The organism is Chryseobacterium sp. JUb7 (assembly GCF_024806495.1).
Classification (GTDB): Bacteria; Bacteroidota; Bacteroidia; order Flavobacteriales; family Weeksellaceae; genus Chryseobacterium.
In genome coordinates, this window is the sequence record NZ_JANUFF010000006.1 from 290,143 (window position 1) to 306,602 (window position 16,460).

General features: G+C 36.4%; 15 protein-coding genes. 3 read left to right on the forward strand and 12 right to left on the reverse strand.

Going from position 1 to position 16,460, the window contains the following annotated elements:
• Window positions 1-49: 49 nt before the first annotated feature.
• The 3 genes from M2373_RS13555 to M2373_RS13565 form a co-directional block, all read right to left on the reverse strand.
• Entirely contained in the window at window positions 50-877 is an 828-nt protein-coding gene (locus M2373_RS13555; protein WP_259111581.1) for a FecR family protein, read from the reverse strand.
• Window positions 878-988: 111 nt separating this feature from the next.
• Window positions 989-1,468 carry an RNA polymerase sigma factor gene (locus M2373_RS13560; protein WP_259111582.1) on the reverse strand — a complete coding sequence of 160 codons (480 nt, stop codon included), beginning with the start codon at window positions 1,466-1,468 and terminating at the stop codon, window positions 989-991.
• 190 nt (window positions 1,469-1,658) lie between these two features.
• Window positions 1,659-2,690: a LacI family DNA-binding transcriptional regulator gene (locus tag M2373_RS13565; protein ID WP_259111583.1), complete on the reverse strand. Its 1,032-nt coding sequence runs from the start codon at window positions 2,688-2,690 to the stop codon at window positions 1,659-1,661.
• Window positions 2,691-2,855: 165 nt separating this feature from the next.
• Here M2373_RS13565 and M2373_RS13570 point away from each other — a divergent pair, with 165 nt between their 5' ends.
• From M2373_RS13570 to M2373_RS13580, 3 genes are all read left to right on the forward strand, one after another.
• Complete coding sequence (locus M2373_RS13570; protein ID WP_259111584.1) at window positions 2,856-4,289, forward strand: mannitol dehydrogenase family protein; 1,434 nt, start codon at window positions 2,856-2,858, stop codon at window positions 4,287-4,289.
• 14 nt (window positions 4,290-4,303) lie between these two features.
• The gene (locus tag M2373_RS13575; protein ID WP_259111585.1) at window positions 4,304-5,650 is read left to right on the forward strand and encodes an MFS transporter; all 1,347 of its coding nucleotides are present in this window, start codon (window positions 4,304-4,306) and stop codon (window positions 5,648-5,650) included.
• Between the two features lie 83 nt (window positions 5,651-5,733).
• Window positions 5,734-6,468: a hypothetical protein gene (locus M2373_RS13580; RefSeq protein ID WP_259111586.1), complete on the forward strand. Its 735-nt coding sequence runs from the start codon at window positions 5,734-5,736 to the stop codon at window positions 6,466-6,468.
• Window positions 6,469-6,510: 42 nt separating this feature from the next.
• On the opposite strand, the gene M2373_RS13585 is transcribed toward M2373_RS13580, so the two are convergent.
• From M2373_RS13585 to M2373_RS13625, 9 genes are all read right to left on the reverse strand, one after another.
• On the reverse strand, window positions 6,511-6,933 hold the full coding sequence (locus tag M2373_RS13585) for a PaaI family thioesterase (RefSeq protein ID WP_259111587.1): 423 nt from the start codon (window positions 6,931-6,933) through the stop codon (window positions 6,511-6,513).
• 366 nt (window positions 6,934-7,299) lie between these two features.
• Window positions 7,300-9,423 (reverse strand): type IA DNA topoisomerase, encoded by a 2,124-nt coding sequence (locus M2373_RS13590; protein WP_259111588.1) that lies wholly within the window; start codon window positions 9,421-9,423, stop codon window positions 7,300-7,302.
• Window positions 9,424-9,637: 214 nt separating this feature from the next.
• Complete coding sequence (locus tag M2373_RS13595; RefSeq protein ID WP_259111589.1) at window positions 9,638-10,000, reverse strand: putative phage abortive infection protein; 363 nt, start codon at window positions 9,998-10,000, stop codon at window positions 9,638-9,640.
• A gap of 29 nt (window positions 10,001-10,029) precedes the next feature.
• Entirely contained in the window at window positions 10,030-10,602 is a 573-nt protein-coding gene (locus M2373_RS13600) for a hypothetical protein (RefSeq protein ID WP_259111590.1), read from the reverse strand.
• Window positions 10,603-10,743: 141 nt separating this feature from the next.
• A complete protein-coding gene (locus M2373_RS13605; RefSeq protein ID WP_259111591.1) occupies window positions 10,744-11,487 on the reverse strand; it encodes a M17 family peptidase N-terminal domain-containing protein in 744 nt (247 codons plus the stop codon).
• 298 nt (window positions 11,488-11,785) lie between these two features.
• Window positions 11,786-13,153: an alginate export family protein gene (locus M2373_RS13610; protein WP_259111592.1), complete on the reverse strand. Its 1,368-nt coding sequence runs from the start codon at window positions 13,151-13,153 to the stop codon at window positions 11,786-11,788.
• Between the two features lie 2 nt (window positions 13,154-13,155).
• Window positions 13,156-13,581 (reverse strand): DoxX family protein, encoded by a 426-nt coding sequence (locus M2373_RS13615; protein ID WP_259111593.1) that lies wholly within the window; start codon window positions 13,579-13,581, stop codon window positions 13,156-13,158.
• 231 nt (window positions 13,582-13,812) lie between these two features.
• Window positions 13,813-15,585 carry an amidohydrolase gene (locus M2373_RS13620; protein WP_259111594.1) on the reverse strand — a complete coding sequence of 591 codons (1,773 nt, stop codon included), beginning with the start codon at window positions 15,583-15,585 and terminating at the stop codon, window positions 13,813-13,815.
• Window positions 15,586-15,743: 158 nt separating this feature from the next.
• Entirely contained in the window at window positions 15,744-16,433 is a 690-nt protein-coding gene (locus tag M2373_RS13625) for a hydrolase (RefSeq protein WP_259111595.1), read from the reverse strand.
• Window positions 16,434-16,460 lie beyond the last annotated feature (27 nt).

The following is a 16,460-nucleotide window of genomic DNA, read 5'->3' on the forward strand; positions in this document are numbered from 1 at the left end:
ACCGGTTTTTTAAATTGATTCCATCAGCATCGATACGCCAATATCGGTGCTATTTTATTTTTAATATTATTTCTTTTTCACTGATGATTTCAGGTTTTAAATTAAAGGGAAAGCTTATCACGGAAAGGACCTGATTAAAATCTCCTTTAAATTCTCCACTTACTTTTTTATTTTTAAATTGATCGGGGTAAGATATTTTTATATGGTAGGTATTCTCTAGCTGTGAAATTGCTTCTGAATAGTTTTCATTTTCAAAAAGGAAATCTTTTTCTTTGTTCTTATTAAAATAATGATGCTCTCCACTTTGTTGATCATTGGTCCAAATTTCTTTTGGCAATAAGTAAGTTATTTTTTGATCATTTTCAATTTTTACTTTTCCTTCAAACAACTCCACTTTTTTCTCAGAAGACTGCTGATCTAAAAAAAACTGTGTTCCTAAAACCTGTACTTTAAAATCTCCTGCATTAATTCTAAACGGTTTCGTTTTATCTTTTGTAATATTAAAATTACCTTTACCTGTAAAAGCAACATCTCTGTTTTCCGCTCCGAAGTCTTTATTTAAAATAATTTTACTGTTGGGTTTTAATTCAATAATACTTCCGTCCGGCAGCTTAATGGATTTTGCTTTATCAAAGGTCTGAAACACATATTTCGGTTCAGTTTCCGATGATCCTTTCTTCGGCGACTGATAGAAAAAAAACAGGCTAAATAACGGGATAAGAACAGCAGCAGCCCAATATACCATTTGAGAAGACTTTTTCTTTTGAATTTTACGTTCAATACCTTTCCAAATTTTACGGTCTGTATCCTCATCTATTTTATTCTGTTCTTCACGAACTGAATCCCAGTTTTCTTTAAATTCTTTTTCTAAACTCATACTGTATTTCAACCTTAAAAAAGGGTCTTTACAGTAAATACGCAGAAACATCAAATCGTCAACCCTAGAAATTAAGATTTAACATTTAATTCATATAAGAAATAATAGAAATTATTGAAGATTAACCTTTAAAAAGCTGATTGCTTTGTTGATCTGCTTACCGATAGCAGTTTTAGAAATTTTATTTTCTTTGGCCAATTGTGAGTAGCTGAGATTTTCAATCTTGTGCTGAATGAAAAGTTTTTTAGTTTTCTGAGGCAGTTTATCCAACAAAGCTTCTATTTTACAGATTTGTTCTTCTGTAAATGCTTCGTCGGGACTTTCTTCTGCTTCCTCCTCAATAACTGTATGCCCGGAAGTTACAAAGGAGATTTTATTTTTACGGTAGAAATTGGCAACTTCCTGTTTGCAGGTTTTGAAAATAATCGCTTCCAAGGGAACTTTAACATCTCTTTTTTCGGCATACTTCCAAATATGCACAAAAATATCCTGAACAATATCTTCTACATCCTCATCTTTTTGGACGTATTTTTTGACGAAGAAATAAACTCTATGTTTATATTCAGAATATATTTTTTTAAAAGGTTCCATCGTGTGTTTAATAAACAGCAGCGCAAAAGTATTTATTATTAATTTTTAAAGGATTAACACTATATTAATTTTAACGAAGCTGATTGAAGTAAATCTAAGAAAAACTCATTACATGACCAATAAAAAAAGTAATTCTACAAACACTAAGAAACACAATAAATTATTTAATTACCAATACGTTACGCGATATTTATTCCTGTTTTTTGTTCGTTTTGGAAAAAGTAGAAGCCCTGTAAACTAAGTCTGTATCCATCAAAATTGTTCGGTTAGGCGAGGAAACATCTTTTATTTTTTCTAAAATCAATTCAGCAGCCGCACTTCCCATTTTGATTAAAGGTTGCTCTACACTCGTAAGCTGAGGATGAACAATAGTGGCCAGTTCCGTTCCCGAAAAACTCGCCACAGAAACCTCTTCGGGGATCTTTACGCCCTGACTGAGCAGATAATTCATGGCGCCAATGGCTAAAGTATCTGAAAAAGCAAAGATACTGTCGAATTCCACTCTTTTGTCCAATAACTTTTTCACCGCATTTTTACCGTCTTCAAACATCATTCCTTCGGTTTCAACAATAAGATCCTGATTAAAAATATGATGTTTTGTAAGAATTCTTTTGTAGCCGTTGGCTCTTTCAATAACATTCCGGATTGTGGTAGGCCCCATAATGTGGGCAATTTTACGTTTTCCGGTATTAATCAAATGTTCAACAACCAAAGATGCTTTGATATTGTCATCTACGATCACTTTTGAAACCTCCAGCGATTTACCGGGAATTCTGTCAAAGAAAACAATAGGAGTTCCTCTTTCTATAATGTTTTTGTAAATTTCTTCATTATAGGTTTCATGGCACATATTGATAATGATACCATCAACATTAAACTCTTCCAGCAGCTGCAGATTTTTCCTTTCTATTAAAGGATCTTCATCAGACTGTGTGATAATCACCCGATATCCCAGCGGATATAAAATCTCCTGAATTCCCTGCAAAACTTTTGACGAAAATGGCGTAATCATTTCCGGGACGACAAGTCCTATATTCTTGGATTCTCCGTATTTCAGATTTAAAGCTGTAGGGTTTGGTTTGTATCCTAATTTTTCGGCAGCTTCCAATACTTTTTTTTGAGTTTCGGGATTAACGTTTTTATCATTAAGGAGCGCCCGGGAGATCGTAGACGTAGATAATGACAAAAATTTGGACAGATCTTTAATGGTTACACGCTTCATCGGGAGTGTTTTTTTATCAAAAATAATAAAAAAATATGCAATTGGGAACGTTCCCGAAACTTTGGGAACGTTCCCATTGACAAATTTTTAACAAAATCATTCATCCAATATGATTATTAATATAAGTTTAGCAAATGATTAATATATAATTAAAAACTATTTCATATGACTATCAAAACATACCAATATAATAAAGAAAATATTCAGTCAGGAATTGTACATATCGGTGTCGGAAATTTCCACAGGGCACATGAGCAATATTACACCAATCTTCTGCTTGAAAATAATGACGAGCAAAACTGGGGAATTTGCGGAATCTGTCTCTTGCCTTCTGATGAAAATATTGTAGGTCATTTAAGAGATCAGAATCTTGATTATACCTTAACCGTATGCGGAAGAAACGGAGAAGATGAAGTCTACCATATCGGCTCTTTAACCGAGTTGATCTGGGGTATTGAAGATCCTCAGGCTGTCATTCATAAAATTGCAGAAAAGGAAATTAAAATCATTACCCTTACCATTACCGAAGGAGGTTATAATCTGGACAAGGAAACCAATGAATTTTATCTGCATGATCAAAAAATAAAGCATGATTTGGAAAATCCCAAAAGTCCGTCAACGGTTTTCGGATTTATTGCAGAAGGTCTTCGCCAGCGGAAGTTAAAAGGACACGGAAGTATTACCATCCTTTCCTGCGATAATCTTCAGCACAACGGAAACACTGCTAAAAGAGCTTTTACGACTTTTATTGAAGCTCAGGATAAAGAACTGGCAGAATGGGTAAAAACCAATGTAACCTTCCCGAACAGTATGGTCGACAGAATTACTCCCGCAACGACTGCGGAAGATATCCAAAGACTGAATAAAAAAAGCGGAACCGATGATCAGGTGCCTGTATATTGTGAAGATTTTGTACAGTGGGTAATTGAAGACAATTTCATTGCCGGTCGCCCAGGCTGGGAAAAAGTTGGTGTAGAATTCACCAATGACGTTACAGCTTTTGAAAATATGAAATTAAGCCTGTTAAATGCTTCCCACACCTTACTTTCCTATCCTTCATTTTTGAAAGGATACAGAAAAGTAGATGAAGCCATGATGGATAAAAGTATTGTAAAATTCATTAAAGATTTTATGGATACGGATATTACACCATATGTTCCCGCTCCTGAAAACACTGATCTTGAACAGTATAAACAAACACTGATCGAGAGATTTGCCAATCATAGTGTAAGCGATCAGGTGAGCAGGTTGTGTTTTGACGGGATCTCAAAATTTCCGGTGTATATCATGCCGAATCTTGCAAAAATGATCCATGACCATAAAGATCTTACACGCGTTGCTTTCCTTACAGCTTCTTACAGACACTATTTAAAATATAAAACAGACGATAACGGTAATTCTTATGAAGTCGCAGAACCTTGGATGACCACAGAAGATACTGCTCTGACTGCCAGTGACCAACCGATTGATTTTTTAAATTTATCTGCTTTCAAAAGCGTAGATTTAAAATCAAAAGAAGAATTTGTAAAACAGTTTGTCCAATTTTCAGATGAGATTAAAAATCATGGACTGGCTTCAACTTTAGAATCAATTATATAAAAACAAAAACACATATGATCGTAAATTCTGACATTAAAACTCTGGATTCAAAGTCCAATAATGGCGTTTTTCCATTTGCCATTATTACTTTTATCTATTTCATTGTAGGTTTTTTAACTACCGTGAACGAGCAGCTTCAGGCCCCGTTGAAATTCACATTTCTATCTCATGCCGGAAGTCTGAAAAATACATTCACTACCCTGATTTCATTTTTCTTCTTTTTAGGATATCTTTTAAACGGAACACTGGGAAGTAAGTGGGTGAATGCCTTTGGGTATAAAAATACCATTCTGAGAGGGCTCTTCTTTATGATTTCGGGATTATTTATGTACCTTTTATCTTCATGGTTCGGGGCACAGTATCCAGATATGAAATTTAGTATTGGTGATGCCATTATTCCTTTCGGGTTTGTTATTTTCGTAGCAGGATCTTATTTAATGGGAACCTCAGCAGCAATCATACAGGTGGTGGTGAATCCTTATGCAGCGTCTTATCAGCTGAAAGGAACCCAGCCGGTTCAGCGTCTGAATATTTTAACAGCCATCAACTCTATCGGAACCACTTCTGCTCCATTTTTCGTGACAGTGATTATGTTTAGCGGAATTTCTATTGAAAATATTGAAATCAAACAATTATTACTTCCCCTTTCGGTATTGATTGCATGTATCTTAACGGTTATTTTAATCACTAAAAGACTTCATCTTCCCGATATTGAAAATACAAGAGCAGTTGCAGGAGAAAAGCTTGAGAGAAGCATCTGGTCATTCAGACACTTTGCATTAGGCGTTGTAGCGATATTTTTTTATGTGGGAACTGAGGTTGCCATTGGAGCGAATATCAATCTTCATGCTTTCGAATTAACCGAATCCGGCCATCCGATTACATTCTTCGGAAAAACAGATATTATGATCGGCGGAATGGATCTTGGGATTCACGCTTTGCTTTCAACATTATACTGGGGCGGATTTTTAGTAGGCAGATCTATTTCAAGCTTCCTGAGTCATATTTCTGCTAAAACACAATTGGCTACTACGACTATTTTAGCAACCATTCTTGCCATCACCGCGATGATCATTCAGAATTTATGGTTTCTGGTAGCCATCGGGCTTTTACACTCATCCATGTGGAGCTGCATCTATTCGCTTTCTATCAAAGGACTGAATAAGTATACTTCAAAAGCTTCAGGAGTATTTATCTCTGCCGTATTTGGAGGTGCTGTATTTACCCTTATTCAGGGAGGTCTTGCTGATAGCCTGGGATCATGGAGATGGACCTGGATTCTTACGGTAGTTTGTGAATTATTAATGCTTTCATACGCATTATTCGGATCTAAAATCAGAGAAAAAGACTTAATTAACTAACTTTTTATATTTTGACCTGTACATTCTGCATTCCGATAGTTATCTATCGGATGTGGGATTGTACAGACTAAAAAACACAAAACATGATCAAAAAAATACTGATAGCCGCTTCTTTCATCATAGGAAGTTCGGCTGCATATGCCCAGCAACTTCACTCGGCCCTTCAATTGAGAAACAGCCATCTATGGAGAGGTCTTGAAGTTTCCTCAGGTTTAGTTTACACAGGTGATGTTCACTTAGACGGCAAAAATTTCTACGGAGGTTTCTGGACCGGCGGCAATGTTGACGGTTCCTATAAAGAGTTCAACAACTATATCGGTTATAAGAATAAACATCTGACTGTTGAACTTTGGGACATTTATAACTTTTCACCCGATGCAACGTATAACAATAAAGAATTTTTCAATTATAATGCCAGTGAAACCGGCCGTTTCTGGGACTTAAGGTCTTTTTATACCATCAGCGATAAAATTCCTTTGACCCTAAGTGCCAATACCGTTGTTTTCGGCCGCGACAGGAATAAAGAAAATACGGAAAACAAATATTCCTCTTTCATTTCTGCAGAATATCCGGTTTATAAAAAGCCTGATGAAAATCTGGAAGTTCGTACAAGAGTTGGATATGGTTTTGCCTTAAATCATGCGGGAGAAGAAAGCAATTTTTTCGCAAAAAAAGACGGAATTACCGAAGTCAGTTTAATTGTTTCCAAAACCTTTACTATTGCAGGCTATAAGCTACCCGTAGGAATCTGGGGAATGTGGAATCCTGTCGGAAACAATGCCTATCTGCAGTTTTCGGTTCAGGCATTTTCGTTTTAGAGGTACGGGATTGGAAATATGGGATACAGTTGGGTAAGTTTTTTATTTTATCTTCATCATGGTAACCAATGAAGTCGCCACATGACTTTCTGAACTTCCGTTTTCATCCACTACATAAATCTCAGTTCTGATAACACTGATTTTAGCTCCTCCCTTTATCACATAAGATTTTGAAACCAAAGCATCACCGATTGCCGGTCTCAAATAATTCACTTTCAACTCTACGGTTACTACATAACAGTCTTCTGCATAGTGGCTGACAGCAGCATATCCTGAAGAAACGTCAACCAAAGAAGCGATCATTGCTCCATTGAACATGCCTGCCTTTCGGGTCATCAGTTCCATTTTCGGAATTTTCATGGAAATAAAATCAGTGTCGACTTCCAGCAGCTCTGCTTTGTAGAATTTTAAAGTTTCGGAGCGGTTAAAACTATCAGTAATGAGTTGTTTTTTCTCGGGCGTCATTTTTTGATTTTAGATGCAAAGGTAAAAACAAATTTCCCAAAATCTCTCATAGATACTCTAATGGTAATGAAAATGCAAAAAAGGTTTTTCTAACCTCATTAATAAGCGATAAATATCTACTTTTCTTTCGATAAATATCTACAAAATCCGGCCTGTTTTTGAAAACTATGGTTATGTTTTTGTATATATAACAACAGATTATTTAAGTTAAAAGTATTGGTTAAGACAAAAAAACACAAATGATGAAAAAGGATTAAATCCTTAAAACACAAATGATGAAAACACAAACCTCCGAATTTCCGGAGGTTTTTTATTTTATTTGAATTCGCAGTGATTTCACAAACATTACAATAGATCAGATTAGCATCAGGTAAGATGAATATTGAAGTTTTCATCCACGGACAAAACTCCTTCCGCCAGACTTTCCGGATGTGCTGTAAAGCCTTTTAATCTGGAAGTCTTCTTCTTTATGACAAGATCCATAAGCTGCTTATCCGACAGTTTTTTACCGAAGATTTCGAAACTCACTTTAAAACCACAATTTTTAAAATCAGAACATCCGACGGCTGCTTTTCCTTTCATTAAATGATGCTCTTTACATTTTGGGCATTTCGTTTCCTCCCAGGACTGAAGTTCTTTTTTTACAGCCGGTTCCCGTTTTTTCTTTTCTTTAACCTCTTCTTTTTCTTCATGAAGTGTAAAAACTTTCGCTTTTCCGTCAACTACTTTTTTGGTAAGCTCAGTAACCATTTGGATCAGTTCTTCCTTAAACTGATTGGCTTCATATTCGCCGCTTTCAATTTTACGAAGTTTCAGTTCCCATTCACCAGTCAGTTCGGGACTTTTCAGCAATTCGTCTTCAATGGTGTCTATAAGCTGAATGCCTGTTTGGGTGGCAATCAGATTTTTTCTTTTCTTTTCAATATATTTTCTTTTGAAAAGAGTTTCTATAATGTTGGCACGGGTTGAAGGTCTTCCGATCCCGTTGTTTTTTAATAATTCCCGAAGCTCGTCATCTTCCACCTGTTTTCCGGCAGTTTCCATGGCTCTCAGAAGTGTAGCTTCCGTGTATGGTTTTGGAGGTGACGTTTTTCCCTGGTGGATCATCGGATCATGAGGTCCGGTTTCTCCAACTGTAAATTCAGGAATCGTCTGTTCCTCCTCCTTATCTTTTTCTTTATCTGTCGGTTCTTCCTTGGTGTCTTTAGCATAAACCGCCCGCCATCCCGGTTCAAGAACCTGTCGTCCGCTTGTTTTAAAGGGAATCGTTCCTACCTGACCTTCCACCAACGTATTTGAAATTTTACATTCAGGATAGAATACTGAAATAAAACGTTTTGCGATCAAATCATAAACCAGCTTTTCTTCCCTGCTCAGATTTTGAGAAGGTGGAATTTCTGTCGGAATAATGGCATGGTGATCCGTTACCTTCGCGTCATCAAAAACCGCTTTCGACTTTGGAATCGGTGCTTCCAATAAAGGAGCAACCAACTCCTGATAGAAATACATTTTTCGAAGAATACCTTCTATTTTAGGATATAAACTCTCCGATAGATAGGTGGTATCAACACGCGGATACGTGACATGCTTTTTCTCGTAAAGACTTTGAATATATTTTAAGGTATTTTCTGCGGAATATCCGTATTTTTTGTTGGCTTCCACCTGAAGTCCGGTCAGGTCGAACAGTCTTGGATTTTTTTCTTTTCCTTCTTTAATTTCAAAAGAAACAATCTCAAAAGGATTCACTTTAAGATATTCCAGACCTTTTTCGGCACGTTCTAAGGTTTTTAAACGATCGATCGCTGCATTGAAAATCACATCACGGTATTTGGTTTTGAGTTCCCAATATTCTTCGGTGTTAAAAGCATCAATCTCCTTCTGACGCTGCACCAGCATCGCCAACGTGGGAGTCTGCACCCTGCCGATAGAAAGAACGGCTTTGTTTCCCCCAAATTTTTTCGTAAAAAGTCGTGTCGCGTTAATTCCCAATAACCAGTCTCCGATTGCTCTTGCATTTCCTGCGAGGTAGAGATTTTTATAATCTTCGGAGGGCTTTAAGTTGGCAAAACCTTCCTTAATCGCCTCTTCAGTAAGGGACGAAATCCATAAACGTTGAATAGGTTTATTACATTTTGCCTTCTGCAAAACCCAACGCTGAATTAGCTCTCCTTCCTGCCCGGCATCCCCACAGTTAATCACTTCATCACATTCTTCGACCAATCTTTCAATCACTTTAAACTGATTTTCAACACCTTTGTTAGGAATTAATTTGATCCCAAAATTATTTGGAATAATCGGTAGTAAAAAAAGATTCCATGATTTGTACTGAGGACCGTAGTCGTGAGGTTCTTTCAGGGTACAAAGATGTCCGAACGTCCATGTTACGCAATAGCCGTTCCCTTCCATATAGCCCTGTTTAGGCATGGTAGCGCCCAATACTTTAGCGATATCTCTGGCAACACTGGGTTTTTCGGCAATACAAAGTTTCATGAATTCGGGATTATTGAAAGGGTTGCAAAAATCGGGAATTTTTTTGGATTTTGCTAATTTAGTTGAGGGGTGATAAATTGAGTGTTATGAAAATAACTAATCTTGAAATTCAAATAATGGATCATGGACTCTTCCTTCTTCATTTTCAAATTTTTCTTTAAATTCTCTAATACTTTCTAAGCTAGAGTTATCAAATAACATTTCATTATTGAGATTATGAATCATCCGGTAATCCGTAAAAAAAATGATTTTTCAAAGTTCCTTTTTCATCTTTTTCTTCCCATTTTTTTCCAAAACCAGACTTCCAATTATAATACAATAATGCTTGTTCATAGTTTGAAAGTTGAGCCCTTAAAACTCTTAAATATTTTCTTTTATCTTCATAAGAAATAAAATCTTGATGCTGACTAGCCACAAATTTAACTGTTAAATACAAATGACGATAGAGATGAGCCAAATAAGCTGAATGTCCAGACCCAAATGACGTATTATTATTGTATTCACTACTTTTAAAGTATAGACCGAAGTAAATTTCATCATCTATTGTACCCTTACGTGTATCTAAACGATCTTTCAAAACTCTTTTTAAACAATTTTGTTTTGAATTTATTCCATAAAAAAAATTCGATAGGATTTTACTATTATTTCTATATTCTCTAGTTCTTTTGGTGATTCTTGTTTTACTACATCGTATACATCTTTGAATTCACTATATAAATCTTCAAATGCTTTTCTTCCTTTAAAAGTTTTATTATCATTAATATATTCAATTTCAGTCACATTTTCTTTATGCAATCTAAGCATTTCATAAAATTGACTTTCAAACTGTTGAATTTTGAATTGATTTTTAATTTCATCATTTGCTAACTTTTGCATATAAAAAGCAAGAAAAGTAAAAATCACTCCACCAATTGCTACAAAAGGCCCCATTGTTCCACCTATCGTATCTCCAACTGCATTGGGATCTAAATTTTCTTTACTTAATATATTAGTAAGCCAATAAGGTAAAAAAATTGAAACAATTACAAATAAACCTCCCAAAACACTGAAAATAAAAATCCATGTCTTTTTTGTTGAGTCACTTATATTTTCAAATAAATTTTTAATATTTATTATTACCAACAAAATAATAATTAGAACTATTATTAAGAAAATTAAAGTTAGATGTTGTACGTTCATAAGTTTAATCGAAAAACAAATTTGATTTATTAGCTAGTATATCCAAACTTATATAATATCATTGTTATTAGCTAGACAAATATATCAAAAAAGATCCCTTAAAAAAGAGAGCTCTCAACAATATTAATGAATCTAACTTCATTATTTTTTATTCACTTCTGCAATCGCATCCTTAATTCCGCCGCCTGCCACTTCAAAGAAAGACGGACCTGCCAGAAGATATACTTTTTCTAATTTTTTGGTATTGGATAGTTTGTGTTCTCTCAAATAGATTTCAGAACGGTTGGCCAGAACGATACCTTTCACTACATTTCCGGCTACCAGAGCAGTTGGAGAATCAATTCCTGCATCTTTCAGGTCGCTGGCAAAGGCAAAATTGGTTACGCCTAACCTCATTGCTTCACGTGCTGCCACTTCTCCTACGGAAGCCATCAGTTCGGGAGTGAATTTATTACGGTCCCCTAAGCCTATCAACAGAAGTTTTTTTGCTGACATCGAGCCTGCCGGAGGGGTAATTAAAATTGTTTCCAATGAATGCCCCTGAAATTGCCCTGACTGTCTGATTTTGGTGAATTCACCTTTCAAAGCCTCATCCAAATGGACTAATCCATTTAAGTTTGCAGGTAATGCCTGAGCACTGTGAATGTCATTTTCAGTATACTCGAAGACACAGGCAACCTGTAGTTGAGCATCTGCGGAAGAAGGTCCCTGAACCAGTCCGATCATTGAAATTCCGTCAACGGAGCCCCAGTTTTTTGATGTTCCGATGGCTGTGGGTGTTGGAGATGAGTTGGCTGAGGCAGTTTGTGCGAAAGTAAGGGTTGAAAATGCCAATCCGGCGATGAATAGAGATTTTTTTAAGCTATTTTTTAGTGTATTTTTCATAAGGTTTATTTTAAAGTTTAAGATTTTTGTTTTAACGCTAAGTGCGCAAAGTTTTTATTTAAATATTTTCTGTTTTTAAGTTCGCAAAGGCGTTTCAATCAGCTAAGTTTTCCGATGTTAACGTGTAAGATTTAATTCTAATTTATTATTTGTTTTATTGTTTTTCAAAGGTAGTTTCTATCTAAAAATTTCACATTGATGTGGGATAATAAAGCACAAATAGCCCCAATATTTTTACAAATAACACCATTGAAAATTCTTGCTTTTTGAATAGATGTTTGTGGTATTATTGTTTCATTTAAAATTTAAATACAATTCTGGAATTAATAAAAAGACCGTCTTTATCATCTTCGATCACATCATTAACGAACGCTCCGGTTTTGAAATACTGAATTCCGGTGTTGAAGGTCAGAAACTTATTGATTTTATAATTAATACTTCCCAGAAAAGCTGTTCCTATATATTTCTTTGTCGAGTTTGAAGAGGTCAGATTCAATGTTCCGCTGGGTCTGTAAACGCCGTCCTGTACTGAAAATCGCCAGTTGAAAACGACGTCTCCCTGAATTGTTATTTTACTGTTCAGATCAACCGTTGCATAAGGGTGAATATCAATCAGATTCACAGGACCGATTTGCGGATTGAATCCGAAATAACCGCCTTTTGGATAGAGAGGATTGAATGTCCCCAGTGTTCCGTCCCCTTTTTTACGGTCGCCTGAAATATAGTCGTTTCGGAGGTTGACCGTAGGTTTTCCCTTTACATTTTCGAACATATAGCCGATATCTGCTGAAGCCGTCCAGGCACTGATATTTCCTTTATTGAAGTTTCCGAACTGATAGGCTCCTTCAAAATTGTAAATAAATCCGCCACCATATCTGTAGAATCTTCCGCCTAATGTATGTCTTGTTTCAGCTCCTGATCCGTCTTCAAAACGCGATTCCTTACGGTGAATTCCCAAATAGTAAAACTCTATGTTTCCGCTTTTAGGAAGGATAAAAGTGTTATAACTTCCCCAAAGATTGATCGATTTTGAAGATGTATTGTCAAAAGCTCCGACGTTCACTTCACTCGCCATCATCATAAAAGCATCTGATCTGAAATTTCCTCTTTCGTACATGAATTTTAATCCATCAAAATAAAGTCTCAGGTTCGGACCTTCGCGTACAGAAATCAGTCTTCCGCTTCCATAATCCAATTCCTGCCTTCCGGCACGGATCGTCAGTTTGTCTTTATCATTTTTGATGGCATCAACGTCTACAAAAAGGTTCTGAATATTCAAATGATCTTCATCAATGGGTCTCGGACCGTTTTTTCTTCCGTTTTCCCAGGCACTTCTGAGCTGTCCGAAAATTCTCACCCTTGAACCCAAATGTACATCTGCATGTACTGTGTATCTCTGGATTAAAAACGGATTGCTTCCAATTCCCAGTCTTCCCCAATCTTCATTATTAAAATCTACAAATTCAAGTCTTGCTTCTCCGCCCAGCGACAGGTATTTGTCTTTTGTTTCGGATAACGGAATGTATTTTACTGAATTATAGAATGTATTGGCAGAATCTTTATACGTTGAGTAATCTTCATCAAACCTCATCAGTTTAAACTGAGCAAAAAGTCGGGTCGGAAAAATAATCTGCAATAACAAAAGGATAATAATTAACTTTTTCATGATTAAATTTTTCTTAAATAATAATCCATCGAATATTTTCCGGGACCTGTAAACAGTAGAAACAGATAACATAAACTGTACATAAAGGGGGTATCTTTTATCAATAAAGCATCATTCCAGTGAAGAATAAAATAGCCCGTTAAAGTCACTGCTAAAATCGGAAGAACCGCTAATCTTGTGAAAAATCCCAGGATAACAAATACAGGAAATACAAGATTGGCTGCATCTGCAAAAAGGCTGTTGAAGGCTTCGGGTAAATGTAAAGGATTGGGTACCTGTTCTGCTTCGGCAACGCCTACTCCCAGTTTTTTCAGTCCGTGTGCCACGATCAATTCTACGGATAATAAGATTCTGAAAACCAATAATGCGACGTGAATTAATTTTCCTTCCAGATTGGTATTGGCGATGATTTTAACAAGATTTTTCATGGTTTTAAATTTTAATTTTAAATTTTCTGTGGAATTGGATGGTGTGAAATTTTTAATGCGGAAGAATGATTTTTGAAACTGTAGATTATAAGGGGCAAAGAGAATCAACTTCATTGATTATAAGCTAACTTTTATAAACCACCCCGTCAAAAATTCTTTGAATTTTCGCCACCCCTCCAGTGGAGGGGAATTCTGCTGTGGCGAAATATGATTAAGCTGGAATTTTAATACCTATTTGGCTTGATAACCTCCGTAGTATTTTACCGGTGACCATTCCGGAAGTACGGGCAATGAAGCGGGAGCAAAGTTTTTGTAAGATTCGTCTCCGTATACTACTTTTCCGTCTACGATGGTTAATTTTGAAGTAATGGTTTTGATTTCCTCTTCATTAACCGTGAAATAATCTTTATCTAAAATCGTAAGATCTGCAAAATATCCTTTCTGAATTTTTCCTTTTTCGTAGTCTTTTATCAATTCATATCCTCCATATGTAGAAAGTGATAAAGCTGTTTTTCTGTCGAGTGTATTTTCTTTTGCCATCACCTGAGTTCCACCGATTGTTTTCCCTGAAGTGATCCAGTATAAAGCAACCCAGGGATTATAGCTTGCGACTCTTGTTCCGTCTGTTCCCAATCCTACAGGAATTCCCATTTCAAGCATTTTTTTAACAGGAGGAGAAGCTAATGCGGCTTTTTTACCGTAACGATGGATGAAGCTCTCCCCCTGATATGCCATTCTGTGTTGTACAGCGATACCTCCGCCCAATGCTTTGATTCGTTTCATATTCTCTTCTGTCACGGTTTCTGCATGATCAATAAACCAAACCAGTCCGTTCAGAGGATTTTCCTTATTCACTTCTTCAATGACATTCAAAAATCTCGTAATGCTTTCATTATAGGTAGCATGAATTCTGAAAGGCCATTTTTTTGTCACCAAAAGACTGACTACCTCTTTCATGCTTTTTTCCATGTTAGTAGGAAGCTCAGGTCTCGGAAAAAGAAAGTTTTCAAAATCTGCTCCGTCAGAAACCAGGTTTTCACCGCCCCCGTTTACGTGATAATCAATATCATTAAAATCATTATGTCCGTGATCATCAATCTCTACCATTCCTGTCCATTTTGTATAATCCGCCAGTTCAGAGCCTTTCTTCTGAGCAAACAGATAATAAGGCAGACGAACGGTAATTTTCCCTTCCTTATTCAGTTTATCTGTTGTACCATAGTCGTCGGGAAAATTCTGAAAACCACCTCCCGCATCCATTACAGCGGTTACTCCAAGACGATTCAGTTCTGTCATATACTGAAGGGTAGAATTTTCTTTTTCAGCCTCTGTCAGCTCTGGTAGTTTTGCCAATGTTGAATACAGAATAAAAGCATTGGGTTCTGCCACCAATAAACCTGTAGGGTCGCCGTTGTTATCTTTTTCAATTAATCCCTGCATCGGGTTTGGCGTATCTCCGTTGATATTTAATTCTTTCAGACCGGCTTTGTTCAGCCAGGCTTTTCCATAGAGATACATCACGAAAGCCGGAACACTGCCTGTCGCTTCGTTGATCTCTGCTAGAGTCGGAAGTCTTTTTTCTTCAAACTGATATTCATTCCAGCCCCCGATCACTCTTACCCACTGTCCTTTCGGAGTTCTCTGAGCCTGTTCTTTCAACATTTCCAATGCTCTTTTCAGAGTTTTCACGCCATCCCAGCGGAGTTCTGTATTATAAAACCTTCCACCGCGAATCACATGCAAATGGCTGTCGAACAATCCCGGAATTACTCTGCTTCCTTTTGCATCGATAATTTTTGTGCCGTTTCCCTTTAATTTTAAGATCTGAGCATTGGTTCCGGTCTGAAAAATTTTATGATCTTTAATAGCTACGGCCTGAACTTCCGGATTTTTGTCATCCATAGTGGTTATTTTTCCGTTCGTTACGATCAAATCAGCCTGTTGAGCATATAATAATCCTGAGCCTAAGATGAAAGAGAATATAAGTTTGTTGAATAATTTCATGATGATAATGATTTATAATTTGAAATTGCGACTATATGACTATTTTGAGAATTTTAAACGCAAAGATTTATTTTAATAATCTTTATATTTTAAGGAGCAAAGTGTTGTGACAAGTCGCTTATTAAGCTAGTATATTCTTTGCTCCTTATTAGTTTTAATTAATGTTTAAGCATATCCTGAGCATACTGGATTCCCAATCCATAAGCACCTCCGTACTTTTTCATCAAATCATTCACTGGTTTGTATGTTTCTTTTCTTGACCAGTCTCTCTGTAATTCAAGGACATACTGAACTGAAGTGATCGGGTGTGCTCCAGCCTGAACCATACGCGTAATCGACTGATCATGAGCTTCTTTTGAAATATCACCTGAAGCATCGGTAACCACATATACTTCATATCCTTCATCGATTGCTGATAAAACAGGACCTACAATACATACACTTGTCCACAACCCTGCAAAAACCAGTTTCTTTTTGTTTTTTCCTGTGATCGCTTTGTGAGCATTAATATCTTCCCAGGTATTCATCGTTGTTCTGTCTACATAACCGCTGGTTGCTTCCGGATACACTTCAGAAATTTCAGGGAAAACAGGTCCTGCAAATGATTTTTCTGCTACTGTTGTAACGACTGTCGGAATATTGAAGATTTTTGATCCGCCTGCGATTAAGGCTACATTATTTCTCAGTTCTTCCATGCTGATGCTTTTTGTTGCGAAAGCCATCTGCCCTTCATGATCAATTAATACTAAGGCATGGTTGGTAGGGTTTAATAATCCTTTTCCCGGTTTTTGAGCTGATGCTACAAATGAAAGTAAAACTGCTGCGAATGTTAAAATTAAGTTTTTCATAATGTTTAATTTTTAAATGTTGTTTGT